The 25,330-nt window shown below is 72.3% G+C and carries 22 protein-coding genes; 8 read left to right on the top strand and 14 right to left on the bottom strand.

All coding sequences use genetic code 11. From position 1 onward, the window contains the following. Positions 1–8 precede the first annotated feature (8 nt). Together SMD20_RS17105 and SMD20_RS17100 are read right to left on the bottom strand one after the other, a co-directional pair. Positions 9–1,133, bottom strand: a complete 1,125-nt coding sequence (locus SMD20_RS17105) for a sugar ABC transporter substrate-binding protein (RefSeq protein ID WP_329581814.1) — start codon at positions 1,131–1,133, stop codon at positions 9–11. 62 nt (positions 1,134–1,195) lie between these two features. Then, positions 1,196–2,011, bottom strand: a complete 816-nt coding sequence (locus SMD20_RS17100) for an ATP-binding cassette domain-containing protein (protein ID WP_329581812.1) — start codon at positions 2,009–2,011, stop codon at positions 1,196–1,198. Positions 2,012–2,282: 271 nt separating this feature from the next. Between SMD20_RS17100 and SMD20_RS17095 the strand changes: the two genes are divergently transcribed. From SMD20_RS17095 to SMD20_RS17080, 4 genes are all read left to right on the top strand, one after another. Beyond that, entirely contained in the window at positions 2,283–3,392 is a 1,110-nt protein-coding gene (locus SMD20_RS17095; RefSeq protein ID WP_329581809.1) for an amidohydrolase family protein, read from the top strand. A 26-nt stretch (positions 3,393–3,418) separates the two neighbouring features. Continuing rightward, entirely contained in the window at positions 3,419–3,832 is a 414-nt protein-coding gene (locus tag SMD20_RS17090) for an iron-sulfur cluster assembly protein (RefSeq protein WP_329581806.1), read from the top strand. 78 nt (positions 3,833–3,910) lie between these two features. Further along, positions 3,911–4,576 (top strand): GntR family transcriptional regulator, encoded by a 666-nt coding sequence (locus SMD20_RS17085; RefSeq protein ID WP_329581802.1) that lies wholly within the window; start codon positions 3,911–3,913, stop codon positions 4,574–4,576. A gap of 12 nt (positions 4,577–4,588) precedes the next feature. After that, entirely contained in the window at positions 4,589–5,500 is a 912-nt protein-coding gene (locus tag SMD20_RS17080; protein ID WP_329581799.1) for a hydroxymethylglutaryl-CoA lyase, read from the top strand. 54 nt (positions 5,501–5,554) lie between these two features. Here the strand turns inward: SMD20_RS17080 and SMD20_RS17075 are convergent, their stop codons facing one another. Next, positions 5,555–6,343, bottom strand: coding sequence for an enoyl-CoA hydratase-related protein (locus tag SMD20_RS17075; RefSeq protein ID WP_329581796.1), 789 nt, complete (start codon positions 6,341–6,343; stop codon positions 5,555–5,557). Between the two features lie 98 nt (positions 6,344–6,441). Next, positions 6,442–7,977 (bottom strand): ATP-binding protein, encoded by a 1,536-nt coding sequence (locus SMD20_RS17070; RefSeq protein ID WP_329581794.1) that lies wholly within the window; start codon positions 7,975–7,977, stop codon positions 6,442–6,444. Positions 7,978–8,124: 147 nt separating this feature from the next. Here SMD20_RS17070 and SMD20_RS17065 point away from each other — a divergent pair, with 147 nt between their 5' ends. Continuing rightward, a complete protein-coding gene (locus tag SMD20_RS17065) occupies positions 8,125–8,811 on the top strand; it encodes a hypothetical protein (protein WP_329581791.1) in 687 nt (228 codons plus the stop codon). A gap of 4 nt (positions 8,812–8,815) precedes the next feature. Next, a complete protein-coding gene (locus tag SMD20_RS17060; RefSeq protein ID WP_329581789.1) occupies positions 8,816–11,941 on the top strand; it encodes a TIR domain-containing protein in 3,126 nt (1,041 codons plus the stop codon). Here SMD20_RS17060 and SMD20_RS17055 read toward each other — a convergent pair whose 3' ends face one another. The 5 genes from SMD20_RS17055 to metX all read right to left on the bottom strand — a co-directional run bounded on the left by SMD20_RS17055 (position 11,942) and on the right by metX (position 18,424). Next, a complete protein-coding gene (locus tag SMD20_RS17055; protein WP_329581786.1) occupies positions 11,942–14,893 on the bottom strand; it encodes a TIR domain-containing protein in 2,952 nt (983 codons plus the stop codon). A gap of 170 nt (positions 14,894–15,063) precedes the next feature. After that, positions 15,064–15,237, bottom strand: coding sequence for a hypothetical protein (locus SMD20_RS17050; protein ID WP_329581782.1), 174 nt, complete (start codon positions 15,235–15,237; stop codon positions 15,064–15,066). Positions 15,238–15,358: 121 nt separating this feature from the next. After that, positions 15,359–15,841 (bottom strand): CoA-binding protein, encoded by a 483-nt coding sequence (locus SMD20_RS17045; RefSeq protein ID WP_329581780.1) that lies wholly within the window; start codon positions 15,839–15,841, stop codon positions 15,359–15,361. Then, positions 15,838–17,187: an O-acetylhomoserine aminocarboxypropyltransferase/cysteine synthase family protein gene (locus SMD20_RS17040; RefSeq protein WP_329581778.1), complete on the bottom strand. Its 1,350-nt coding sequence runs from the start codon at positions 17,185–17,187 to the stop codon at positions 15,838–15,840. The genes SMD20_RS17045 and SMD20_RS17040 overlap by 4 nt, the downstream gene beginning before the upstream one ends. A gap of 22 nt (positions 17,188–17,209) precedes the next feature. Then, on the bottom strand, positions 17,210–18,424 hold the full coding sequence (gene metX, locus SMD20_RS17035; protein WP_329581775.1) for a homoserine O-acetyltransferase MetX: 1,215 nt from the start codon (positions 18,422–18,424) through the stop codon (positions 17,210–17,212). Positions 18,425–18,503: 79 nt separating this feature from the next. Between metX and SMD20_RS17030 the strand changes: the two genes are divergently transcribed. Together SMD20_RS17030 and SMD20_RS17025 are read left to right on the top strand one after the other, a co-directional pair. After that, positions 18,504–19,052 (top strand): OsmC family protein, encoded by a 549-nt coding sequence (locus tag SMD20_RS17030; protein WP_020546081.1) that lies wholly within the window; start codon positions 18,504–18,506, stop codon positions 19,050–19,052. A gap of 10 nt (positions 19,053–19,062) precedes the next feature. Next, positions 19,063–20,304, top strand: coding sequence for an NAD(P)-binding domain-containing protein (locus tag SMD20_RS17025; protein WP_329592578.1), 1,242 nt, complete (start codon positions 19,063–19,065; stop codon positions 20,302–20,304). On the opposite strand, the gene SMD20_RS17020 is transcribed toward SMD20_RS17025, so the two are convergent. The 5 genes from SMD20_RS17020 to SMD20_RS17000 all read right to left on the bottom strand — a co-directional run bounded on the left by SMD20_RS17020 (position 20,264) and on the right by SMD20_RS17000 (position 25,188). Further along, on the bottom strand, positions 20,264–21,238 hold the full coding sequence (locus SMD20_RS17020) for a glycosyltransferase family 2 protein (RefSeq protein WP_329581765.1): 975 nt from the start codon (positions 21,236–21,238) through the stop codon (positions 20,264–20,266). The genes SMD20_RS17025 and SMD20_RS17020 overlap by 41 nt on opposite strands. Beyond that, positions 21,235–22,413 (bottom strand): hypothetical protein, encoded by a 1,179-nt coding sequence (locus SMD20_RS17015; RefSeq protein ID WP_329581762.1) that lies wholly within the window; start codon positions 22,411–22,413, stop codon positions 21,235–21,237. Before SMD20_RS17015 ends, SMD20_RS17020 begins: the two co-directional genes overlap by 4 nt. Beyond that, positions 22,410–23,039, bottom strand: coding sequence for a hypothetical protein (locus tag SMD20_RS17010; RefSeq protein ID WP_329581759.1), 630 nt, complete (start codon positions 23,037–23,039; stop codon positions 22,410–22,412). The genes SMD20_RS17015 and SMD20_RS17010 overlap by 4 nt, the downstream gene beginning before the upstream one ends. 113 nt (positions 23,040–23,152) lie before the next feature. Beyond that, positions 23,153–24,166 carry a hypothetical protein gene (locus SMD20_RS17005; RefSeq protein WP_329581756.1) on the bottom strand — a complete coding sequence of 338 codons (1,014 nt, stop codon included), beginning with the start codon at positions 24,164–24,166 and terminating at the stop codon, positions 23,153–23,155. Further along, complete coding sequence (locus SMD20_RS17000; protein ID WP_329581754.1) at positions 24,151–25,188, bottom strand: hypothetical protein; 1,038 nt, start codon at positions 25,186–25,188, stop codon at positions 24,151–24,153. The genes SMD20_RS17005 and SMD20_RS17000 overlap by 16 nt, the downstream gene beginning before the upstream one ends. Positions 25,189–25,330 lie beyond the last annotated feature (142 nt).

The following is a 25,330-nucleotide window of genomic DNA, read 5'->3' as shown; positions in this document are numbered from 1 at the left end:
TGACCCGGCTAGCTCTTCAGCCCGTAGGTCTCCACGCCCTCGGGGCAGTACTTCTCGGCCGCCGAGGCCGAGCCGGAGTCGCCCGCGTAGAGCTCCTCGATCCGCTGCTCCAGGGTGGGGATGCTCTTCACGTGCTCGATCGGGAACTGGCACGCCGGGTTGAAGTGCGCGTTCGGATCGGTGGGGGAGTCCACGACCGCGGGGGCCTTGCCGCCGACGATCTGGTCGAGGAGCTTGAAGATCTCCTTGGCGTATCCCTCGTACCAGAAGGCGGTCGAGCCGCCCAGGCCGGGCGTGTCGACCCCGAACAGCATCAGGTCCGCGCCGAGACCGTAGCCGAACACGGCGCCGGCCCGGCCGAGCTGCTCGGCGGCGTTGATGGTGCCGATCACCATGTTGTCGTTGCCGCCCAGGGCGAGGATGTTCTTGGCGTCCGGCTTGGCGACCAGGATGTCGCGGGCGACGCCCTGCGCGCCGTCCGGCGTGGTCGGCGAGTTGCGGCGCTGGATCACCTCGTCGGAGATGCCGGGGCAGGCCTCCTTCAGGCCCTTGAGAATGCCCTCGGTACGCAGCAGCGCCACGTCACCCGAGGCCTCGTTCTCCAGCAGCGTCACCAGGTCGGGCTTGCAGTCCCACTTCTCCTTGGCGTGGTTGCCGGCCGCGAGGCCGCTCAGCCGCCCCGCCTCGGTGTTGTTGATGCCGAAGAAGTGCGCCCCGGGGTGCGCGATGTCGATCGCGATGACCGGGATGCCGGCGGCGTTGAAGGTGTCCATGAGCTGAGGGGCGACCTTGCCGTCGCCCTGGAACTCGATCGCGTGCGTCACGCCCTGGGCGACCATCGTCTCCGCGTTGGAGACGGCGGTGGGCCCGTCCCGGTCGTTGTTGAGCACCACCAGGTCCCAGCTGCGCTTCTCGGCCTCCTTGCGGATGCCGGTGTCGAGCGCCTTCAGCACGGGGCTCTCCGGCTCGGCGAAGTTGGCGAAGCCGATGAACACCTTCTTGGCCGCGGCCGACTCGCCCGCGGCCGGCGCCGCGGCGGTCTCCGCGGACCCGCCGCAGGCCGCCACCGCGATGAGGAGCGACGTGACGGCCGCGAGCTGCAGCGGCCACCGTCGTGGTCCGGACGTTGACATTCGTACTCCGATCTCGCCCACACCAGGTGGGATCTTGACGCGATTTCCCCGATCGGTGCCGCTCAGGACACCTCTGATCCCCCGGTGATGAGCCCGACGATGTCGTTGGCCACGACGTCGCGGACGTGCCGTTCGCCCACCGTGCGGCCCTGGCGCATCACGGTCACCCGGTCCGCGACCTGGAACACGTGCTCCAGGTTGTGGGAGATCATGAGCACGGACACGTCCTGCGACTTGAGCGCCGTGATGATCTCCAGGACGTGCTCCGACTCCTGCACCCCCAGAGCGGCGGTGGGCTCGTCGAGCATGACGATGTTCTTGCCCCACAACATCGCGCGGGCCACGGCGAGCGCCTGGCGCTGCCCGCCTGACATCGCGGAGACGGTGTCGGCGAGCGACGGGATCTTCGCCCCGATGCCGGCGAGGGCCCGCGCGGCCTCGTCCGCCATGCGCCGGCGGTCCACGAGCTTGAAGAGCCGGCTGAACGGTCCCGCCTTGACGGGCTCGCGTCCCAGGAACACGTTCTCGCTGGCCGACATGGAGTCGACGAGCGCGAGGTCCTGGTAGACGGTCTCGATCCCGGCCTTGAGCGCGTCTCCGGGGCCGGCGAACCGGGTGGGCTCGCCGTTGATCCGGATCTCCCCGGAGTCGGGGACGACCACGCCGGCGATGGACTTCACCAGGGTCGACTTGCCGGCCCCGTTGTCGCCCATCAGGGCCATGACCTCGCCACGGCGCAGGTGCAGGGACGCCCCCGCCAGCGCCGCCACGGCCCCGAAGTTCTTCCTGAGATCCGTGGCGACGAGCACGGAGGTGCTGTCGGACCCGGCATCGTCCTGCAGCGCTGGTGCGGGGGAAGCCGCTGTGTCGCCGTTCATGAGGCCTGAGTATTGGTCGAATGGTATGCAATCTGTCAAGGGTCGGCCAGCACATTACTCCGTGGAGAAAGGTGCGGAAAGGTTCGCCGATCCGTCTCCGCATGATCACTTGCTGCACTGGAACGCCTTGTGGCATGCGGTTATGCGGGTCGGCCCGAAGTGTCTTCGATCTCTGTCAGGGGGTGGCGGCGTGGTCGCCGAGTATTGACGCCTCCGGGCGGGCGTGCCTAGATTGCACACACTTCGCTCGTAGCAATGCCCTGGAGGATCCATGATCGGCGACATGCCGGTGATCGACGCCGTAGTCCACGGATACGACTTCCGGCCGGAGAACCGGAGGGAGGACTGCCCGCAGGCGTCGTACGACGGGATGGTCGACTTCCTCTACCGCGTGGGGCACACGTCCGTGGAGTCGAGCAAGCCCGGCTATCTGATGACCAAGGACGAGTTCACCGCCGGCTGGACCGCCGAGGAGCTCGCGGAGATCGTCTTCGTCGAGAGCGACGTGGACGTGATGTTCTACCACGGCGTCGAGATCGACGGGTTCTTCTCCGGGGGCGCCTCGCCGTACGAGCTGGGCAAGGCGCTCAAGCGCGCCTACCCCGGCCGGGTCCTGCTCTACGCCCCGGTCGACCCGCTGCGCGGGCCGGCCGAGCTGGAGCTGATGGAGCAGCGGATCCGTGAGGACGACATCGACGGCCTGAAGTTCTACCCCACGAACGGCGTCGTCGACCCCGTGATCAACTCCTCCAAGCTCACCCTGCTCAACGACCGGGAGCTGGTGTTCCCGTACCTGGAGAAGGCGCGCGAGCTCGGCATGCGGCACATCGCGATCCACAAGGCGGTGCCGGCGGGGGCGGGTCCCCGGGTGCTCAACCACGTCGACGACGTGACCACGGCGGCCATCGCGTTCCCCGACATGACCTTCGAGGTCGTGCACAGCGGCTGGGCGTTCCTGGAGGACTGCGCGCTGCAACTGCGCTCGCACAGCAACATCTACGCGACCATCGAGTCGGTCTCCAACATGATCGTCCGCAAGCCCCGGAAGTTCGCCGAGATCATCGGCACGCTCATGTCGCACGGGGGGACCGACCGCATCCTCTTCGCGACGGGCGTCCCGTCGGCGCACCCGCAGCCCATCGTCGAGACGCTGCGCGACTTCACCATGCCGGAGGACCTCGTCGAGGGGTGGGGCTTCCCCGAGCTGACCGACGAGATCAAGGCCAAGCTGTTCGCGGGCAACGCCGCCCGGCTGCACGGCCTGGACCTGGACGAGGTCAAGCAGAAGATCAGCACGGACGGGATCGCCGAGCGCCGGGCCGCGTACCTGGCCGAGGGCGAGCGTCCGTGGCAGCTGCACCGGGAACGGCTGGCCGGCTGACGTCCGGTTCTCACGAGGAGGTGCTGATGGCGACCGAACAGCAGGATCTGGTGGCTCAGGTCCTCGAGGCGTGCAACGAGGTCCAGGACCCGTGCAGTCTCGGGGTGGGCCAGCCGATGGGCATCGTGGACATGGGGCTGGTCGAGTCCGTGGACGTCCGGAGCGCGGCCGACGGCCGTGTCACGGTCGATCTCACGCTCACCACGACCGCTCCCGGGTGCATGTACAGTCCTTATTTCGAGCAGAGTGTCCGCCGCGAGCTGGCCGGTAAGGTGTCCGATCTGGGGGATGTTGCCATTACGTGGGGCGACAGCACGGAATGGGACGAGAGCCGTATGACGCCGGCCGGTCGCGCGCGGCTGGTGGCAAATCGGAAATATGTCGCTATTCCGGTTGAAATCGCAGATGTGCGCTCCGGCCGGCCCGCCGCCGCCCGATGAGCCGTCCGGTCTTGGCCCGCCATGGCGGTCACCTGTCCCGCATCCTTTCGAGCCGAACGTGAAGGTTGAGGTGCCGGCGTGGCCAAGGCTGAACGTACCTACGAACTCATCCGCGATCTCCTCCTGAGCTCCGCCTACGAGCCGGGCGCCAAGCTCACCGAGGCCAGCCTGGCCAAAGCGGTCGGCGCGAGCCGCACCCCCGTCAGGGAGGCCCTGCGCCGGCTGCACTCCGAGGGCTTCATCGAGTGGGAGACCAACATCGGGGCCCGCCTCCCGGAGTGGCGGCCCGAGGACCTGTGGGACCTGTTCACGATCCGCGCGCAGCTCGAAGGGGCCGTCGCCCGCCGGGCCGCGCACCGCATCTCCGACGAGGAGCGTGAGCACCTGGCCGACCTCGCCGGGCGCATGGAGGCACTGGCCGAGGAGGCCGAGCCCGGACACCTCGACCGCATCGCCGAGCTGAACGGCCAGTTCCACAACGCCATCATGAACGCCGCCCGCAACCAGCGGCTCAGCAGCCTGCTGACGGCCGTGGTGCAGGTCCCCCTCGTCTACCGCACCTTCCGCCAGTACGACAAGGACTCGCTGTCGCGCAGCATGGCCCACCACCGCGAACTGCTGGTGGCCTTCGCCGGCCGCGACGGCGAATGGGCGCAGTCCATCATGCAGTCGCACATTTTCAGCGCCCGTTCGACGTTGATGAGCATCGGCGCCGCCAGAAATCCCGATCCTGACGACGAATGACCAGGGGAACCGTTGGAGACGCATTCTGTTGAACTGGTGGAGGTCGGCCCGCGGGACGGCCTGCAGAACGAGCGGGAACTGCTCGGCACGGACACGAAAGTGGAATACATCGAACGCCTCGTCAGGGCGGGCGCACGCCGCATCGAGGCGGTGAGCTTCGTCCACCCCGGGCGGGTGCCGCAGATGGCCGACGCCGAGGCGGTCATGGCGGCCGTTCCCCGGCAGGCCGGCGTCTCCTACATCGGCCTTGTGCTCAACCGGCGCGGGCTCGACCGGGCCCTCGCCGCCGGCGTCGACGAGGTCAACTACGTCGTCATCACCACGGAGACGTTCAGCCGGCGCAACCAGGGCATGGGCGTCGAGGCCGCGCTCGCGGCCTGGCACGACATCGCCGCCGCCGCCCGGGCGGCCGGACTGCGGGTCAGCCTCACCGTGTCGGCCGCCTTCGGCTGCCCCTTCGAGGGCGAGGTGCCCCCCGGCCGGGTGCTGCGGATCGTCGAGTCGGCCCTGGCCACGCCCGCCGACGAGCTCGCGCTCGCGGACACGATCGGCGTGGGCGTGCCCCGCCAGGTCAGGGACCTGACGGCCCTGGTCACGCGGGCCGCCCCCGGCGTGCCGCTGCGCATGCACTTCCACAACACCCGCAACACCGGGTACGCCAACGCGCTGGCGGCGGTGGAGAGCGGGGTGCGCGTTCTCGACGCGAGCGCCGGCGGGATCGGCGGCTGCCCGTTCGCCCCGGCGGCCACCGGCAACATCGCCACCGAGGACCTCCTCTACACGCTGCAGCGCAGCGGGGTGCGTACCGGCCTCGACCTCGCGGCGACGGCCGCGGCGGGCACCTGGATCTGCGAGCGGCTGGGGAAGTCCGAGGCGCCCGCCCTGCTGGGACGGGCCGGCGACTTCCCGGCCGAGGCGCGTTGACGATGGCCGGGCCCGCCCCGGGGAGGGAGCGGGCCGGCTCAGGTTTCCTGGACCTCAGTGTCCCTGGAACCGCGGGGGCCGCTTCTCCAGGAACGCGTCGATCCCTTCCATCCGGTCGGCCGACGACAGGGCCACCGCGAGCTGGGACCGTTCGAAGTCCAGCCCGGCCGAGACGCCGACCTCCTCGGAGGCGCGCAGCGCCGACTTGGCCAGCGAGGCCGCGACGGTGCTGTGCCTGGCCGCCTCCTCCGCCAGCGCCACCCCCGCCTCGACCACGCACTCCGCCGGCACGACCCGGTTCACCAGGCCCATGCGCCGGGCGGTCCAGGCGTCGACGTTCCTGCCGAGAAGCACCGGCTCGGCCGCCATGAACCGGCCCGCCACCCGCGCCCACCGCTGCGTTCCCCCGGCGCCCGGGATGAGACCGAGCCTGATCTCCGGCTGGCCGAACACGGCCGAGTCGGCGGCCACGATGAAGTCGCAGCTCATCGCCATCTCACAGCCGCCGCCGAGCACGTATCCGGCGACCGCCGCCACGAGCGGCTTCTTGAAGGCGGCGATCCGGGGCCAGGCCTTCTGCCGCTCCGACCGCAGGTAGTCGACGGACGAGGCGGCGCGCAGCTCGCGAAGATCCGCCCCGGAGGCGAACAGTTTGGTGCCGCCGGTCAGGACGACGGCGTGGACGGAGGATTCGCGCTCCGCCCAGTGAAAGGCGTCGACAATGGCGTTCAGCATGTCCGACGACAGGGCGTTGCGTTGTTTCGGGCGGTTCAGTGTGACAATTGCCACGGTTTTCCGCTGTTCGATGAGAATGGGGGAGTCTGGTCCGTTCACAACCGCCATGAATTCCTCCGAGACTGTGCCGCGAATATCCGCATACTACTCGGTAGGTTCATTAATAGGGCAAGAGTGGACGGAATATTCAGATGCTGTCTTTTCTGTCACACGCGCAGGATGGTGACCTGGTGGCCGGCGGGTGTGGTGGCGTGTTCGAAGTTGCCGCGTTCTTGCCAGGGTGGGGCTTCGGGGCGGCGGTTGAAGATGACGAGGGAGCCGGTGGTGAGGGTGAGGCGGTCGAGGTAGTGGTCGAGTTGGGTGAGGCCGGCGTGGGTGGGGTCGGGTTCGCCTGGTCGCCAGACTTTCAGCTCCATGACCTCGCGTTGGGTCAGGCGTTCGCCGTCGGGGGTGGTGTAGGGCCAGCGGATGAGGACGTCGAGGCGTTTGGTGCCGGCGGCGTATTCGCGGTCGAGGTGGCCGCCGCCGTTGATGAGGCGGTGCAGGAAGGCCATGAGGATGATCTGGCAGGCGGCTTCGTGGTAGCCCTCCTGCTGGATGAGGACTTCGCCGTGTTCGCGCCAGAAGGTGACGAACTCCTGGAGCAGGCGTGGCAGGTCGAACCGGCCGTCGGGGAGCACGAAGCTGCGGGGCTCGGCCATCACGTAGTGTTCGAACGGGTCGCCGAGCACCCGCAGGATGACCTCGCGGTAGATCGGGTTCGCCACTTCGAGCGGGGGTTTCTGTTTGATCAGGCCGAGGTCGCGGACGTAGGACAGGTCGCCGGAGAAGGTGGGGTCGGCCTGGGGCAGGGCGCCGGCCACCACGGGTTCCAGCACCCGTTTGACCCGCGGCTCGTGGAGCCTGGCCACCAGGGAGTCCAGGTGGGTGGCGCGGGCTCGGATGAGCCGCTCCTTGGCCTCCTCGACCCGCTCGCAGGTGATGGCGCCGGTCACTCTCATCTTGGAGATGATTTCGTAGGCGAGGGCGTTGACCAGCCAGGGCTGGCCCTGCGTCAATTCGAAGGTCCGGTCCACCGCGTCTTTGGTGAACTCCTGGCCGGTGGCCTGGGTGTGCTGGCCGTAGAGTTCGGTGATGTCGTCGGCGGTGAAGTCGCCCAGGCGCAGTGAATCGGCGACGATGTTGAACGGGCTGGCCGGGTTCGACCTGTCGGATGGGCCGCCCGAGGCGACCTTGTAGTCACGCACGTCGCGCAGCCCGCACAGCACCACCGAAGCAGGAAACGGAAGCCCCTTGTGCCGGGCGTTGTGGCCGTGGCGGAGCTGGCTGAGGATGCTGACCATGCTGGTGCCCTGCAGGGCGTCGATCTCGTCGAGGAGTAGCACCACCCGGTGCGGGCTGCGGCGGCACCACTCACGCAGTGCCGCACGGAGCCGGCTGCCCGGGGAGGAGTGCGGCCAGGGATTCGGTGGCAGCAGCTCGTCGGGCCATCCCGACTCTTCGGCGGCCTCGCGCAGGGAGTCCAGCAGTAGCGACTCCGCCGCAGCGTAGTCGTCGCCGGCGGCCTTGGCGCTCTCGCAGGAGAACATCAGGGCGGCGATGTCGCCCTGGGTGTTCAGCTCGGAGGCCAGGGTGTCCAGGGTGGTCGTCTTGCCGGTCTGCCGGGGCGCGTGCAGCACGAAGTAGCGGTCCATCTCGATGAGCTCGCGCGCCTGGGGGAGCCGCTGCGTGGGGGGCAGCATGTAGTGGCGCTGGGGATCGCACGGACCGGTGGTGTTGAAATATCTTGCTCGCGGTAGCCGCATGACTGCATTCTGCCACCAAAAACGAGCCGGACCGCGGGCGCCGATCGTCTGGCTGTCCGGAGACGCCGAATGTAGAGTCGCCTCGTGGCGGTGAAGACCCCCCGAACCCCGCTGCCGCGCGGGCGAATCGTGCGCGTGGCCGCGGCGGCCGTCGTCGGCGCGCTGGCCGGTCTGGTGATCTTCGAGTTGACACGCATCGGCGGCCGCGGCCTCTACGTCACCGCCGGAGCGGTGGCGGGGATGGCGGGCGTCGTGGTGATCCAGATCTACAACCGGTCGGCCCGGCTGACCGAGGTGAAGCTGTCGCTCCCGCAGGTGAGCGAGCTGACGTTCGTGGTCAACAACGAGAGCCGCGACGTCGCATGGAAGCTGTTCGTGGAGACCACGACCCGCGTGTCCACGCAGCCGCTGGACGACGACGAGGGCCTGACGCGGGAGGCGCTCTCCTCGCTCTACGGCCTGTTCGCCACCGTACGCGACACGCTGAAAGCGAGCCGGCCGTCGGTGCCCGCCCCCGGCGGCCGTACGGTCGAGCAGCTCGCGATCACCATGCTCAACCAGGAGCTGCGGCCCTTCCTGTCGAAGTGGCACCCCCGGCTGCGCGAGTACGAGCAGGCGCATCCGGACGCGCCCGAGTCGGCGTGGCCGGACAACGGCGCCTGCCGCGCCGAGCTGCGGCAGGTGCAGAGACGCATCCAGGACTACGCGATGGGCTTCGGCGAGCTGGCCGGGGTGAGCGATCCGGAGGCGATGGCCGGTGCCGGACGATGAACGGGTGGATGAGCGCACGGGCCCGCCGTCCGCGCACCGGTACGACGCCTTCCTGTCCTATGCCTGGGAGCCGGACTCCCACCTGGTGAGGGCCGTACGCGACGGCCTGCACCGCCTGGCCCGGCCCTGGTACCGGCTGCGGGCCTTACGGATCTTCCGCGACCAGTCCAGCCTGCCGGCGAGCCCCGGGCTGGGCCCGGCGATCGAGGACGCGCTCGCCGCCTCCCGCTTCCTCATCGTGTTCCTCTCGCCGCAGGCCGCCGGGTCGGCCTGGGTGGACGACGAGATCCGCTACTGGCTGACGCACAAGAGCGTGGACACGCTGCGGCTGGTCCTGTGTGGCGGCTCGCTCGTCTGGGACAAGGACGCCGGTGACTTCGACGTGGAACGTTCCTCCGCGCTGCCGCCCGCGCTCCGCGACGTCCACCTTCACCAGCCGCTCTGGGTCGATCTGCGCTGGGCGGCCGAGGAGGACCAGCGCGACCTGCGCAACGAGCGGTTCCGCGGTTGCCTGGTGCAGCTCGCCGCGCCCCTGCACGGCAGGGATCCGGACGAGCTCGACGGCGAGGACGTACGCCAGCACCGCAAGACCCGCCGGGTGACCGCCGCGGCCGTGACCGCGCTCGCCGTGCTGGCCGCGTCCACGGCGGCGGCGGCGGTGATCGCCGCGCTGCGCGCCGAGGAGGCACTGGCCAATCTGCGCCAGGCGACGTCCCGGTACCTCGCCGGCCAGGCGCTCGCCGACCGGGACGGCAACCTGGACCGGGCGCTGCTGCTGGCCGTGCACGCCTGGCGTACGGAGGGGACCGCCGCCGCCCGCGGCAGCCTCGTCACGACGGTGCACGAGGCGATGCGCGGGGTGCTCACGTTCCCGCGCATCCGGCCGGGTGACCCGATCCCCTTCCATCTGCAGACGCTCGCGATCAGCCCCGACGGGCGCAGGATGGCGGCCTCCAGGTACTCCGAGGCGGGCGACGCAGGCGCGCCCGCCGACGGGCGGATCTACGTGTGGGACCTCACCGGCGGCATGGCCCGCGTCCTGCGCAGCCCCTTCGAACAGCTCGCGAACGTACGGCGGTTGGCCTTCGGCCCGGACGGCCGCCACCTCGCCGCGGAGGAGGACGGGGGCCGCGTCCTGCTGTGGGACCTCGCCGCCGAGCCGGCCCGCCTGGTGTGGACCGGCGACGCGCCGATGGACGTCAGCGTCGACCACAGGGTCGCCGCCGCGGCCTCAGCGCCCGGCACGGTCGCGTTCGTGGACCTGCTGAGCGGCCGGGTGCTGGGCCGGCGCGCGGGCACGCTGTTCGAGGTGGACCGGCGGAGCGGGCGGGTGTTCGGCAAGGACCTGTCCGGCACGCCGGTCGTGTGGGACCCGCGCTCGCCGCGCACGGTGACGGCCAGGATGTCCGGCCGGTACGCCTATGTCCACCTGCGGGGCCGCCGCATCGTCCTCGCGGAGGGCACGAAGCTGGACGGCCTGGCCGGCTACGACGCGGCCGGCGGCGGACGCCGGTGGCGGCTCGGCCTGCCCGGCCGCCCGGTCGCCGTGGCCGTGTCCCCGTCCGGCGACCGGGCCGCCGCCTGGACGGCGGACGGCACGCTGGTCGTGGTCGCCACCGGCGACGGCAAGGTGCTCAGCCGTGCCCGGCGGGTCCCCGGATCCGACCCCGCGCTCACCTTCAGCCCCACCGGCGCCTTTCTCGTCGCGGCCGACTCCAAGGACAACGCCCACCTCCAGACGTTGCTGGACGCGCGCACCGGCCGTACGCGCTGGACGAAGCGCGGGGACGACGTGGTCTTCGGGGGCCGCGACCGGCGCGCGTTGATCCGCGACACGCCCATCGTCGTCGTGGACCTCCTCACCGACGAGTTCATCACCTCGGCCGAGACCGACGCCTGGGGCGCGGAAGTCTCCCCGGACGGCGGCCTCGTCGCCCTGTCCGGTGACGACGTCCGCCTGATCGACCTGAACGCGCCGGAACCGCGGCTGATCTCGCTGCCCGGCGAGCCGGACGTGATCTACAACGCGATGTTCGACCCCTCGGGACGCCGCCTCGTGGGGGTCGGCGGCGAGGGCGCGGCCGTCGTCTGGGACGTGGCGTCCGCGCTGCGGCCCGCCGACGTGCCGACCGCGCCGCGCACGGACGACACACCCACGTTGAGCGCTGACGGCGTCACCTTGTACCACACCGACGCGAGCGAGGGCGTGTGGCGGCGCGACCTGCGGACCGGCACGGACGTGCCCGTCCCCGACCTGCGCGGCGCGTCCGGCCTGCGGATCTCCCCCGGCGGTCGGCACCTGCTGGCGTACCTGGACAACCAGTACGTGCTCTGGTCCATCGCCGAGGCCAGGGTCGTGCTGGGGTTCCCGTACGACGTCGGCACCCGGGTGGCCTTCAGCGGCGACGGCCGCCGACTGGCGAGGACGCTGGCCGATCCGAGGACCGGCCGTTACACGGCGACGGTTCACGAGACCGGCACCGGCGCCACCGTGGCGCGGATCCTCCTGCCGGACTTCGCCCAGCCGGCCGACCTCACCAGCTCCGCCGTCTACCCGGAGATCGCGCTCGACCGGGAGGGGAACCGGCTGGCGGCCAGCCTCAGCACGACGCAGCTCCGCACCTGGGACGTCGCCTCCGGCGCGCCCGGCGGCGGCTGCGACCGGCAGGCCGGCGACTACACCCTGGCCACCGGCGCGGTGTCCTTCACCCCTGACGAGCACACGCTCGTGCTCAATTCCGGCGACCGGACCGTACGTTTCGTGGACCCCGAGTCCTGCGCGGTGCGCCGCAGTCTCCGCACCGGCAACGGCAACGGCACCGTCAGCCCGGACGGCACCCTCATGACGACCGAGGAGCCCCTGCGGCTGTGGGACACCCGCACCTTGGAACCCGTCGGCGAGCCCTTGCCCTTCGACGACTTCGCCGACCAGCCGCAGCCCGTCTTCACCGCGGACGGCAGGAGCCTCATGGTGCTCACCGACGACGGATCGGTGAGCCGCTGGCCCGTCGACCCCGGCGAGCTGATCCGCGTCGCCTGCGCCATCGCCGGACGGGAGCTGACCCCCGCGGAATGGGCCAGGTTCCTGCCGGACGGCGACCGGCGGCCCGCCTGCGGGCGAGGGACGTGATCACTCCCGGCCGAGCAGGCCCTTCAGCGCGCGGCGCAGCCTGGCCGGGGCGGCCGTGGCGAGGTTCGTCGCCTGCATCATCCCGTCGAACAGCGGCCGGGGCAGCGCGCCGAAGACCTCCGCGATGTAGCCCCGCACCACCTCGTCGTGCCACAGGCCGTGGACCTCGCTCAGGCCGCGCCGGGCCTCGCTGATCAGCTCGCGTGCCTCGGCGTCGTCCCGACCGGCACCGTCCCCATTCCGTACGTTGTAGCGGGCTATGCCGAGCTGCAGCAGCGACTTCAGGGTGTCGGGGTGCCGCTCGCCGAGCACCAGCCGCTGGCCGTCGTACGCCCGGCCCGCGAGGTCGGCGGCGAGCGGGAAGTCGAACGCCCGCATGGCGGCGCAGCTGAGGCCGTAGCGGATGCGCAGCCTGATGGGGTGGAGCTCGCCCAGGACGGTGCGGGCCTGCTCGTCCGCCGCCTCCAGCACGGCCCGGCCCGCCGCGGCGTCCTGCCAGCCCGCCAGGTTGATGCCGTAGCTCACCTGGGCGCTCAGGGTGAGCGGGTTCGAGGGGCCCAGGGTGCGCTCGTACTCCTCACAGAGCGTCCTCATCCGGGCGAGCTGCTCCCGGTCCACCTTGCCGAACGGGGCCGGCCGGTGCGCGAACGCCGCGAGCTCGGCGTCCACCAGCGCCACGGCCGCCTCGAAGGCGAGCGGGTGCTGCGCCAGGCCGGCGCGCTCGAAACTGGCGAGGGCCTTCTCCGCCGCCGCCCTGGCCACGCCGGGGCGGCTGGTCAGCCCGTGCAGCAGCGCCTCCTCCAAGTGCCGTTGCGGCAGGTCGGGGGCGGTGACCTGGGCCAGCACGGCGGCTGCGGCCGCCAACCGGCCCCGCTGCCGCAGCGCCCGCGCCCGGTCGACCCGCATCCGGTCGGCCCGGCTTGCGGGCATCCCGGGCAGCAGCTCTTCCAGACGGCACCAGTACGGCTCCGCCTCCGCGTACTCGCCCATGCCGTCGAGCGCGGCGGCGAGCGCGTGCAGGGCCGCCGCCCGCACCTCGTCAGGGCCCTCCCCGGCATCCTCGCCAGGCGCCGCGGCCGGGGAGCCGGCGGCGCGGGCCGGGGTGGACGGGGGATGGGCGGCGTGGGCCGGGGTGGACGAGGGGTCGGTGAGGGCGAGACGGGCCAGGTCGGCGGCCGGGGCGTAGTCGGCGACGGTTACGAGGAGCAGGGCGGCGCGGGCGGCGGCGGTGCGGGTGCGTGGGGCGTCGTCGCCGTGGTGTTCGCGCAGCCGGGCCGTGAGGTCCCGTGCGTGCCTGGCGGCGGACACGAGGTTCGACGCCCGCTCGTCGATCGCGGCCAGCCTGGACAGCAGGGGCTCGGCGACGTCGGCGGGCAGTTCCTCCAGGGGCGCCAGGTGACGTGCGTGCGCCACGACCTCAGGCCCCGGCTCCGGCGCGGTCAGGTGTTCGGCTACGGCCCGGGCCACCGCGGGCAGGCAGCCGCGCCGGGCCGGCTCCGGCACGGCGCGCAGCACCCTCGCGTGCACCGACACGCATGCGCCCGCCGCGACGACGAGGCACCTGCGGGTCAGCGACTCCAGCGCGGGCAGCAGCCGCTCCTGCGTCTCCTCCCTGCTCCAGCCGTGGAGCAGCGCCGCCGCACGGCTCAGCAGGGCTCGCGGGAGCGGGGCCGGCGCGAGGAACGACGCCAGGCCGAGCACCGTCCAGGCCGGGATGTCCAGCTCGCGCAGGATGTCCGCCAGCACGTTGTCCGCCGTGCCCGCGACCTGGTGGCGGTACTCGGCCAGCGAGATCATGCCGCGGCCCGTCCGCAGTTTGGCGCCGGCCACGCGGAGGTCATGCGGATGACCGCCGAGGCCGCGGACGAGCGCGGCGGCCTCGGCCTCCTCCCCGGGCCCGTACGCGTCCCTGAGCAGGGCGAGCCCCTCGGCCTCCGTCAGGCCGCCCAGCCGTACGGGGCCGCCGAGGTCGGTGAAGCGGTCCTCCTGGCAGGTCAGGATCGTGCGTACGTACCGGGAGGGGATCAGCAGCTCCCGGACGGTCTCGTCGGAGATCCCCGCGGGAAGCTGGTCGACGATCCACAGCGCCGGCTCCGCCCGCCCCCTGAAATGGGCGGCGACATGCGGGAGCAGGCGGTCGTCGGGCACGCCGGCGAGCGGGATCCCGGTGGCGACGGCCATGTCACGCACCAGGCGGCGGTAGTCGAGCAGCAGGTCAGGGCCCGTCTCTCGGGGGTCGAGGGTGAACCAGTGCACCCCGCCGGGAAAGGCGGCGGCGAACTCCTGGGCGTACTGGGCCGCCAGCGTGGTCTTGCCGCTTCCCGGCAGCCCGGAGACCACCGCCACGCCCATCCGAGGCCCCGGCGCGACGAGCGCGGACGCACCCGCGTGCAGGGCCGAGTGCAGGCGCCACAACTCGGCGTACCGGTGGACCGCCTCGCGGTCGGGCAGCGGCTCGCCCGGCCACCAATGGGGCGGCGCGGCGCTCGCCGCCGCGCCCAGCGGCCCGGACAGCGCCGCCACCCGCTCGGCCACCTCTTCGGCGAAGCGCCGGCGTTCGGGCTCGGAGGCGGGCGGCCGCCGGTACTTCAGGTCGCGTAACTCGACGGGCTCGATGTGGTCCGAGCCGTCCTCGGGATTGACCACGAGGACGCGCCCCCGCACCGTACGGCTCCGCTGTGCCAGCAGGAACGCGAACGTCAGCTCAAGCTGGCAGGCCGGCCGCGTCGGATAGGCCCGCGAGTAGTAGGCGAGCAGGACGGCCGACCTGAGCACGCCCTCCGTGATCTTCCTGGTGATGCTCTCGTGGTGGCCGATCGACCGTTCGTCGCGGAAGACGCGCAGGGGCCGGCCGCGCACCTTCGCCCCGCGCAGCGCGTCCTCCAGGGCCCGCGCCTCCTCGCGGTCGTCGCCGGCGTAACTGAGGAAGACGTCGTACTCGTCCGGCCCCATGACCGTCCCCTCGGAAGACTGGTGGACGCCCGATACGGTGTTCGACTGCTCAGGTAGAGGATTATCCACCTTCGGCGGATCGCTGCCATTCAGGATGAAAAAAGCCTCCCAAAGGAGGAGGATCCTCCGTCCGGTTGCGAAGGGCGCTCCTGCCTCTTGGGAGGCTGCTTTCAGTTCCCGCCGACAACCGCCCTGAGGGCGATCAGGAGGATGAACAGCGGGATGGTCATACTCGTTCCGAGAACGGCGAGTATGAGGCACAAGCGGACGGTCCGGGCCTTGCTTTCCAGGGCGTCCCGGACCGTCCGCCCGAATGCGTACGCTTCCTTGTCGTCATTTGTCATGACGAGACAGTCCCGTATCGGCACCCTGACGTGCAACAATGTGAAAATTATTCAAGCGGCATAATCAACCGCCGGGACTAATAATCATGATGTCCGGGATGAGAATCTTGAACGTTCCGCGCTACTGGAGGCCGGAGCGGACCGAGGTGATGCGGCGGGTGTTGAAGCCGAGCCAGTGCATCCGCCCCACATACCGCGCGTGCTCCACCTTGAGGCAGCGGTCCATGATCACGGTCACGCCGCCGTCCTCGGCGATCCGCGCGCCCTCCTCGTTGATCACGCCGAACTGGCACCAGAGGGCGGCGGCGCGGATCGACACGGTCTCCCGCGCGAGGTCCGGCAGCGCGTCGGGGGCGCGGAAGACGTTGACCAGGTCGACCGGCACCGGCACGTCGAGCAGGCTGGGGTAGCTGGGCTCGCCGAGGATCTCCTTCTCGCGCGGGTTGACCGGGATCACCCGGTAGCCGTGCCGCTTGAGGTAGTAGCCGACGAAGTGGCTGGCCCGCAGCTCGTTGCCGGACAGGCCGACGATCGCGATCGTCCTGGTGGAGTGGAGCACCCGCTGGATCGTCAGCGGGTCCTGGTAGCGTCCGAGCTCGGTCATGCCGTCCCCGCCTTCTTCCCGATCGCCGCGCCGACGCGGGCGAAGCCCTGTTCCAGGTCCCAGATGAGGTCCGCGACGGACTCGGTGCCGACCGACAGCCGCACCGTGCCGGGCCCGACGCCGGCCGCCCGCAGCTCGTCGTCGCCGAGCTGGCGGTGCGTCGTGCTGGCCGGGTGGATGACCAGGCTCTTGGCGTCGCCGACGTTCGCCAGGTGCGACCAGAGCGTCAGTCCGCCGATGAGGCCCTGCCCGCCGGCCCGGCCGCCCGCGCAGTCGAAGGAGAACACCGCGCCCGCGCCGCGTGGCAGGTATTTCTCCACCAGGGGCGCGTACTTGGCGCCGGGGAGGCCGGGATAGGTCACGTTGGAGGCCAGCTCGTGCCCGTCGAGGTAGGCCGCGACCGCCCGCGCGTTCTCGACGTGACGGTCCATCCGCAGCGACAGCGTTTCCAGGCCCTGCAGGAACAGGAAGGCGTTGAACGGCGACAGCGCCGCGCCGAGGTCGCGCAGGGTCTCGGCGCGCAGCTTCATCAGGTAGCCGTACTCGCCGAACGTCTCGTGGAAACGCAGCCCGTGGTAGGCCGGCGACGGATCGGCGACGACCGGGAAGCGCCCGTTGGACCAGTCGAAGGTGCCCGCCTCCACGACCACCCCGCCGATGCTGGTGCCGTGGCCGCCGATGAACTTGGTGGCCGAGTGGACCACGATGTCGGCGCCCCACTCGATCGGCCGGCACAGGTAAGGGGTCGCGAACGTGTTGTCCACGACGAGCGGCAGCCCGTGCTCGTGCGCGATGGCCGCCACGGTCTCGATGTCGAGCACGTTGCCGGCCGGGTTGCCGATCGTCTCGGCGAAGAACGCCTTGGTGGCGGGTCGCACCGCCTGCCGCCAGGCGTCCGGGTCGTCCGGGTCCACCCACGTCAGCTCCACGCCCATCTTGCGCAGCAGGTGCTTGAGCTGGTTGACGGTCCCGCCGTAGAGAGCCGAGGACGACACGACGTGGTCGCCGGGCTGCAGCAGCGTGAAGAGCGCGGCGGCCTGCGCGGCGATGCCGCTGGCGAAGGCCACCGCGCCGCTGCCGCCCTCCAGGTTGGCCACCCGCTCCTCGAACACGGCGACGGTCGGATTCATGATCCGTGAGTACGTGTTCCCGTACTCCTGCAGGTTGAAGTACGCCGCCGCGGACTCGGGGTCCTCGAAGACGTAGCTGGTGGTCTGGAAGATCGGCACCGCCCGCGCGCCCGTGTTGGGGTCGGGCCGCTGCCCGGCGTGCAGCTGCCGGGTCTCGAAGCCGAACTCGCGGGCCTGTTCGGCCCGGGGGAGGTCGCGGGGGGACTGGTCGGTCACGAGAAGAACCTCTTCCTCGCTGTCATCCGGCTCCGCCGAGGAACCGGCGGATGATGGGAGTCTGCCGCGCCTCTTCGAGCAGGAAGCAGTCGTGCCCGTACGGGGCCTCGATCAGCTCGTACGAGACCGGCTTGCCGGCGGCCCGCAGCGCCCGCTCGATCTCCTCCGAGGCCGACGGCGGGTAGAGCCAGTCGGAGCTGAAGGCGATGAGCAGCGTCCGCGCCTCGACGCCGGCCAGCGCCCGCGCGAGCGAGCCGCCGCCGTGCCGCCGGGCGAGGTCGAAGTACGTGAGGGCGCGCGAGAGGTAGAGGTAGGTGTTGGCGTCGAAGCGCTTGACGAAGGCGTCGGCCTGGTGGCGCAGGTAGCTCTCCACCTCGAACTCCGGCTCGGTGATGGTGTAGCGGAGGTCGTCGGCGTGCTGCAGCCGCCGGCCGAACTTCTCGGTCAGCGCGGGCGCGGACAGGTAGGTGATGTGGCCGACCATCCGCCCGACGCCCATGCCGGCGTCGGGGGCGCGGCCGGTGCCGTAGTAGCGGCCGCCCTGCCAGGCCGGGTCGCGCAGGATCGACTCGCGGGCGATCGCGTTCCAGGCCACGCCCTGCGGGTGGAGCGCGTGCGTGCTGGCGATGGCGACGACGGCGTCCACCTGGCCGGGGTAGCGCACCGCCCATTCGAGCGCCTGCATGCCGCCGAGCGAGCCGCCGGCGACCGCGGCGAGCCGTTCGATGCCGAGGGCGTCGAGGAACGCGCGCTGGGTCCGTACCATGTCCGCGACCGTGATGACCGGGAAGTCCGGCCCGTACGGCCGGCCCGTCGCCGGGTCCACCGAGGACGGCCCGGTCGTGCCGCGGCAGCCGCCGAGCAGGTTCGTGGAGACGACGAAGAACCGGTCGGTGTCGAACGCCTTGCCGGGGCCGATCATGCCGTCCCACCAGCCGAGCGCCTTGCCGCCCGCGCCGTCGCGCTCCTCGGCGCCGAACCCGTCGCGGGTGCCCGCCTCGGCCGGCGCCGTGGACACGCCCGCCGCGTGGGCGTCGCCGCTGAGGGCGTGGCAGACCAGGATGACGTTGTCGCGCCGGGGGGACAGGGTGCCGTAGGTCTCGTACGCCACCCGGACCGGATGCAGCTCGCGGCCGCAGTCGAGCCGTACGGGCCGGGGCAGGTCGAGGTAACGGGTCTCGACGGCGCCCACAGAGCCGGGGCCGCCGGCCGTGACGGTCCTGGCTGGCTGCGACATGGGCTTATGGTAGCCGCCACGCCCGGTGTATGGTCAAATACCTACCGGAATAGCGGGTAGTGAGGGAAGGGCGGAAGGTATGACCACGGTCTCCAACGGCGTGAACGTGCAGGCGCTGCTGGACGCGCGCGAGGCGCTGAAGGACGCGCCCGAGGCCGCGCGGTTCGTCTGGCGGGCCTCCAGCACCTGGCGGAACGGCGTGCACAGCACGACGACGGTCAAGGAGTTCTTCGGGCTCGGGGAGGAGCGCTCCCACCGCAGCGAGGCGGTGTTCGACGCCGACCACCCCGAGGTCTTCGCGGCCGAGGACAACGGCATCACGCCGATCGAGTACCTGCTCGTCGGCCTGGCGAGCTGCCTGACGGCCGGCGTCGCCTCCGTCGCCCAGAACCGTGGCATCCAGCTCCGCTCGGTCGAGGCGCGGCTCGAAGGCACCCACGACATCCGCGGCATCCTGGGCGCCGACAGCGACGTACGCAACGGCTTCGACGACATCAAGGTGACGTTCGAGATCGACGCGGACGCCTCGCGGCAGGACATCGAGGCCCTGGTGGCCCAGTCCCAGAAGCGCTCGGCGGTGTTCGACGCCCTGACGAACCCGACCAACGTCACCGTCGAAGTCGCCTGAGGGCCGAGCCATCACCGAGCGGGTCACGACGGTCGTCATCGGGGCGGGGCACGCGGGCCTCGCCGCCGGCCACTTCCTCACCGCGCGCTCGATCGACCATGTGGTGATCGAGCGCGGCGAGGTGGCCAACTCCTGGCGCCGCGAACGATGGGACTCCTTCCGGCTGCTCACCCCCAACTGGCAGAGCCGCCTGCCGGGCCTCGCCTACGAAGGCCCGGACCCCGACGGTTACATGACCACGAAGGAGGTGACGCAGCTCATCGAGCGCTTCGCCACGCTCTCCGGATCCCCCGTACGGACCGGCACGGCCGTCACGTCCGTCCGGCCCGACGGCGACGGCTACCTGGTGACGACCGGCCACGGCGAGATCGCCTGCCGGACGGTGGTCGTCGCGACCGGGGCGTGCAACCTGCCGGCGGTGCCGGCCTTCAGCGAGGCGGTGCCGGCGTCGGTGCGGCAACTGACGCCGTTCGACTACCGCGAGCCCGGCCGGCTCCCCGAGGGCGGCGTGCTCGTCGTCGGGGCGTCGGCCACCGGCGTGCAACTGGCCGCCGAGCTGCGCGCCTCCGGCCGGCCGGTGACGCTGTCGGTGGGGGAGCACGTCCGTCTGCCGCGCACCTACCGGGGACGCGACGTGCTCTGGTGGATGGACGCCTCCGGAGTGTGGGACCAGCGCCACGACGAGGTCGAGGACCTGGAACGGGCCAGGCGGCTGCCCTCGCCCCAGCTCGTGGGCACGCCCGAGCGCACGACGCTCGACCTCAACGCGCTCACCGCGATGGGTGTCGAGCTCGTGGGCCGCTGGGCGGGCGTGCGGGACGGCCGGGCGCTGTTCTCCGGCGGGCTGCGCAACGTGTTCTCGCTGGCCGACCTCAAGATGGAGCGGCTGCTGGGCACGTTCGACGCGTGGGCCCGCGAGCACGGCCGGGACGGCGAGGTCGGCCCGCCCGAGCGGTTCGCGCCCACCCGGGTGCCCGAGTCGGCGCGCTGGCAGCTCGACCTGGGCAGCGGCGAGATCAGCACGATCGTGTGGGCCACCGGCTTCCGGCCCGACTACCGCTGGCTCGACGTGCCGGTGCTCGACGCGAAGGGCCGGCTGCGCCACGACGGCGGCGTGGCCGGCAGCCCCGGCCTGTACGCGCTGGGCCTGCCCCTGCTGCGGCGGCGCAGGTCCACGTTCATCCACGGCATCGAGGACGACGCCCGCGAGGTCATCGCCCACCTTGCGCGTCACTTGGCCGCCCGGCACTGACCGGCGGCGGCGGGGTGGGGGCGCCCTGGAAGAGGGTGTCCTCGGGCCGCAGCGGCACGTTCGCCTCGCGGACGTAGTACGCGGGCCGGGGCGGCGCGAGGCGGTGGACGTAGCGGCCGACCACCGCCACGGCGGCCAGCGTCACCGCCGGCACCAGCAGGTGCGCGCCGGGCAGTCCCAGCGCGGCGGCGACCAGGCCCAGCGCGGCCAGCAGGTAGACCGCGTTCAACGGCCGCCAGGAGAACCCGAAGAACAGCTCGAAGGAGTGCCCCGCCAGCCGGGCCAGGCGCAGCTTGGAACGGCCGGCGTCGCGTTCGCGATGGCTGACCTCGACCAGGGTGTGCCGCGCCCCCACCAGCGGCACCGCGGCCATGAACCACGGCAGCCGCAGGTCCGTGATCGTGCGGGCGACGGAGGTGCGGACGAGCCGGAACGTGGACGCCCCCCGGGGCATCTCGATGCGGAACACCGCCCGCGCCGCCCAGTGCATCCCGGCCGAGCCGAGCCTGCGCACGAGGGGGTCGCGCCGCCGGACCCGGCGGCCGAAGACGACGTCGTAGTGGCCGCCGGCGGCGCCGTCGAGCAGCCGCCAGATCTGCGACGGCGGTACTTGCAGGTCGGCGTCGCACTGGACGGTCCAGGGCTGCCCGGCGTGCCGGAACCCGGCCGCCATGACGGCCTCGATGCCGAAATTGCGGGTGAAGGACAGATAACGCACCCGCGGGTCCGTCCCGGCGAGCGCGCGGATGCGGGCGAGGGAGTCGTCGGTGCTGCCGTCGTCCACGAAGAGGATCTCCAGGTCCTCCACGGCGGCCAGCTCCGCCGTCAGCTCCCGGTAGGCCACCTCGACCTGCGTGCCCTCGTTGAAGCAGGGGACGAGCACGGTCAGTCCGGTCGGTGCGCCAGTTGGTGCGCCAGTTGGTGCACCCGTCATCGCGCCCTCCACAATGCCAGGCCGAGGACGAGCGGGTTCGCCCCCAGCGCGTACACGGCCCCGGCCGCCCCGGCCAGGGAGATCGCCACCACGCCCAGCCCGGCGACGGCGGCCAGGGCGACGACGACCGCCCTGGCGTTGGCCCGCAGGTTCGTGTGCTCGACCACGAACGTGGCGCCGCTCGCCAGCGCCTGCATCGGCAGCAGGGTGAGGGCGAGCACGGCGAGCGCGACCGGCCCGTCCAGCCCCCACGCGGCCAGCACGATCCCGGCGATCAGCAGCCACAGGGCCGCGCCCAGCGCGGCGAGCCCGGCCATGCGCCGGGCGAGCACCCGCGCCCCGGCCACGCCGCCTCCCGCCACGCGCAGCGAGAGCTGCGGCTGGTAGATGCGCTGCACGGTGTAGAGGATCGACAGCGCGAACCCCCAGCCGAGCATGACCAGGTAGAGGTCGCCGCTGTGGGCCGCGTACGGGCTGAGCGCCAGCTCCACGAACAGCGCGCCGATCATCGCGTTGTTCATGACGTCGGCCGCGCCCATCAGCAGCACGGTCCCGGCCAGCACGCGGCGCGCCCCCGGCCGTGGCCGCCTCGCGCGCGGCAGCCCCGGCAGCAGCGCGACGTTGAGCGCGGTGACCAGCGCCAGCAGCCCGGTCAGGTAGCCGGCGGGACCGATCCCCGCCAGGAACGCCAGCGCCGCCATCGTGCCCATCCCGACGCCCAGCACGGCGAAGTGCACGGTGTCGCGGGTGTAGTGGCCGAGCGCGCGGTGCAGGGCCACGCCCAGCATGCCGCAGCCCAGCCCCACGTAGTAGGCGACGCCCAGCAGGTAGAGCGTGACCCGCGCGTCCGGGGCGAGCGCCAGCGCGGTCACGGCCGCGAGCGCGGGCGGCAGCGGCACGTAGGCGACCAGCGCGCGGAGCATCCCGGTGAGGTCGTCGCGGGTGCGGCGGGCCCGCGGGATGAGCTTCAGCGCCGCCTTCTCGCCGCCGGACTGCACGACCATGCACAACCAGCCGACCGCGCCCATCACCGCCGCGTAGGCGTTGAAGTCGGGGCGGCTCCAGGCCAGGGCGAGCAGGGCCGCCGAGCCGTACAGCATGAGACGGAAGACGGCCCGGCCGGCCAGCAGCGTCGTCAGCCGGGACAGGCCGACGCGGTGGGAGACGGCGGTCATCCGGCGTCCAGGTCCGCGATCACGCGCTCGCGCAGCGGGTACGAGCCGTCCCGCAGGTGGGCCCGCAGGGCGTCCTCGACCGCCTCGGCGCCGAAGCGGTCCAGCACGCCGGTCGGCGAGGGCCCCCTCTCCACCTGGAACAGCGCGGCGAAGAACGTCCGCAGCGGGCCGGACTCGAAGCGCTCCGGCAGGGGGAGCAGCTTCCGCACCGCCTCCGGGTCCGGCGCGGCGACCGGCGGCGCGGCCGGCCACGTGTCCGCGCGGCCCGGCCCGGCGAACCAGGCGCGTACATGCCCCAGCCGCTCGGCCGCCCACGGGTCGTCCGGCGCGAGCCGCGCCCGGGCCAGCCGCAGGTCGTAGCAGGTGGCGTGCAGGGCCGCGCACACCTGGGCGAAGGCGACGGGCTTGGCGGGCAGGTCGCCGGCCGGGACCTCGCTGACCTCGGCCAGCAGCCCTGCGGCGCTCTCGTCGGTCCTGGCCCGCGCCACGAGCGCGTCGAACTCCCGGTACCAGCGGGTCATGGCGGCCCGGTCCGGCGTGGAGTCGTCGTCGTTGTCGCGGATCCACCGGATCATCCGGGCCGGCAGGTAAGGCTCCAGCGGATCCCCGGCCACGGACCGGGGCACGACCGGCGCCGCCCGGAACACGGCCCCGCAGGAGCGGCACGACCGGCGCCGCCCGCGCAGCCGAACGGGATGCGGGTCACCGCACTGGACGCAGCGCGCCGCGACGGCCCCCTTCACAGCGGGACCGCCAGGGCGGAGGAGGGCCGCAGCTCGGCGCCCAGGTCGCGTTTGACCTCGGCCTGGCCCTTGCCGAGCACCAGCCCGCGCCGGCCCGACCCGATGGCCCATTCGATCATGCGGACGTACCCGTCGAAGTAGAGGTGCTTGCGCCCGCCCTGCTCGGGCGGGACGGCCCCCCAGCTCAGGCAGACGGGCCAGCCGGGGTGGTCGAGGATGAGCGACAGGCCGAGCAGCCTCCGGCCGTCCCGGTACGTCAGCGCGACGCTCTCGCCGCTGCCGATCAGCGTCTCCAGGTAGGGCAGGGGGAGCGGCGGGGCGGGCGACAGCCTGCTGCGGTGCTTGAGGTCGTTCTCGGCGCGCAGGCGGGCGGCCTCGTCCGCGCCGACCAGGTCGCGGGCCGGGCCGACGCGCACCGACAGCTCGGCGGCGAACGTCTTCGCCCGCCTGCGCAGGGAGTCGCGGCGGCGCGGGTCGAGCACGGCGTACCAGTCGTCCAGGCGCGGCCAGGGCAGGGCCAGCCTGGCGAGCGGCGCGGTGGGGATGCGCAGCCGGAGCGGGCCGGGCAGCAGCGCGTCCTCGCCCTCCGACACCTCGCGCCAGACGGTGCTCCGCCAGCCGGGGCCGAGCGCGCGGCGCACCGCGCGGAGGTAGGCGGGCAGGAGCTCGGGGTCGTGCTCGTCCCGCCACCACCAGCCCTTCTGGGAGCGGTTGCCCGGCGCGTGCACGTCCACGACGCCCGCCGGGGCGCGCGAGCCGCCCGGGGGGCCGGCGTACCTGCCGCGCCGCAGCCTCGGGGCGCGCAGCGAGGCCGCCACCGCGCCCGTCGCGCGGCCTTCGCGCCGCAGCACGGCCACCATGACGGGGGCCTGGGCGGCCCAGGCGTAGGCGCGCAGCAGGTCCCAGCGCCAGGTCACGCGCTGCCCCGCGGCCCGGCGTAACTCCTCCCAGTCGCCGGGCTCCGGGTCGTGCCGCGGGTCCAGCAGCTCCACCTTCATCCGAGCGCCCACCGGGGCACCGCCACGAGTCTCATGGGGAGGTATTCGAACCCCAGGGAACGTTTCTCGTCAACGAAGCCGCGTCCGGCGTACAGGCTCTCGGCCTTGCCGGCCACCGCGTGCGCGACGATCCGGGTGTAGCTGTAGAAGAAGAGGTCCTTGCGCCCGCCCTCGGCCGGGGTGAGTGCCGCGAACGGCCCGTACATCGGGGTGACCGGGTGGTCGTAGACGACGGCGACGCCGATCAGCCGGTCGCCGTCGTGGTAGGAGACGGTCCAGACGTCGTCGCGGGGGATCAACTCGGCGAAGTAGGCGGCGGGCAGCGACAGGCGGCGGTCGAACGCGGCGGCCGGCCGGGCGAGGAGCCGGCGGGCGAGGGCGGCCGGGCCCTCGCCCGGCGCGGGGCGCGAGGTGATCCTGACGGCCTGGCGCTCGTGGAGGTCGGCGAGCTCGGCGGGGTCGAGGTCGGTGCGCCCGGCGCCGGTCACGACGCGCAGCGTGCCGTCCTGCTCGACGCGCCGGGCCTGGCGGCGCAGCGAGGCGCGGCGGCTGCCGCTCAGCGTGCCGAGCCAGCCGTCGGCCGACGTCCAGCGCAGGGGTAACAGGGTCGTGCCGGGGGAGGGCCGGACGACCGCGCCGCGCCTGGCCACCAGCGGCAGGGCGGGCTCGGTGACCATGCGGTAGACGACCCCGGCCAGCCACGGGCCGAACTCCTTGCGGGCGGCCCGTTCGAAGCCCCTGATGACCGCGCGGCCCTCCGCGCCGTCCGGCAGGACCCAGGTGGGGCCGTTGGAGTGGGCGGGCAGGCGTACGTCGAGCAGGAACGGCCTCTGGCCCGACCTCAGCGCCCCGACGGCGCCGACGACGCGCTCGCCGTCACGGGCCACGCACAGCAGCGGCCGCGCCCAGGAGCCGTCGAAAGAGGCACGGATGACGTCGTACGACCAGATCGCCGTCAGCTCCCTGGCGCGGCGGAAGTCCTCCCAGCCTGCGGGCTCGGGGTCACGGCCGGGCTGGAAGAAGTCGAACCTCACCGTACGTCCTTGACTGACACGTAATACAACGAATCTGCAACAGAGTCATTTGAGATAAACGATCGCAGTATATGTCTGATTTGATCATCGCCGCGTCCATGATCGGGCGCTCCGCCCATCCGCCCGCGCACCACCGCAGCGC

It is taken from the genome of Nonomuraea sp. LP-02, from assembly GCF_036289125.1.
GTDB classification, from domain to species: Bacteria; Actinomycetota; Actinomycetes; order Streptosporangiales; family Streptosporangiaceae; genus Nonomuraea; species Nonomuraea bangladeshensis.
The sequence above is the reverse complement of the archived record's forward strand: the minus strand, read 5'-3'. Positions and strand labels throughout refer to the sequence as shown.

Bases quoted from the DNA above. Each gene is read 5' to 3' on its own strand.
- SMD20_RS17105 (WP_329581814.1), bottom strand. From the start codon at position 1,133: ATGTCAACGTCCGGACCACGACGGTGGCCGCTGCAGCTCGCGGCCGTC.
- SMD20_RS17050 (WP_329581782.1), bottom strand. From the start codon at position 15,237: ATGACAAATGACGACAAGGAAGCGTACGCATTCGGGCGGACGGTCCGG.
- SMD20_RS17045 (WP_329581780.1), bottom strand. From the start codon at position 15,841: ATGACCGAGCTCGGACGCTACCAGGACCCGCTGACGATCCAGCGGGTG.
- SMD20_RS17075 (WP_329581796.1), bottom strand. From the start codon at position 6,343: ATGGCGGTTGTGAACGGACCAGACTCCCCCATTCTCATCGAACAGCGG.
- SMD20_RS17015 (WP_329581762.1), bottom strand. From the start codon at position 22,413: ATGACCGCCGTCTCCCACCGCGTCGGCCTGTCCCGGCTGACGACGCTG.
- SMD20_RS17055 (WP_329581786.1), bottom strand. From the start codon at position 14,893: ATGGGGCCGGACGAGTACGACGTCTTCCTCAGTTACGCCGGCGACGAC.
- SMD20_RS17100 (WP_329581812.1), bottom strand. From the start codon at position 2,011: ATGAACGGCGACACAGCGGCTTCCCCCGCACCAGCGCTGCAGGACGAT.
- SMD20_RS17020 (WP_329581765.1), bottom strand. From the start codon at position 21,238: ATGACGGGTGCACCAACTGGCGCACCAACTGGCGCACCGACCGGACTG.
- SMD20_RS17090 (WP_329581806.1), top strand. From the start codon at position 3,419: ATGGCGACCGAACAGCAGGATCTGGTGGCTCAGGTCCTCGAGGCGTGC.
- SMD20_RS17030 (WP_020546081.1), top strand. From the start codon at position 18,504: ATGACCACGGTCTCCAACGGCGTGAACGTGCAGGCGCTGCTGGACGCG.
- SMD20_RS17095 (WP_329581809.1), top strand. From the start codon at position 2,283: ATGATCGGCGACATGCCGGTGATCGACGCCGTAGTCCACGGATACGAC.
- SMD20_RS17070 (WP_329581794.1), bottom strand. From the start codon at position 7,977: ATGCTGCCCCCCACGCAGCGGCTCCCCCAGGCGCGCGAGCTCATCGAG.
- metX (WP_329581775.1), bottom strand. From the start codon at position 18,424: ATGTCGCAGCCAGCCAGGACCGTCACGGCCGGCGGCCCCGGCTCTGTG.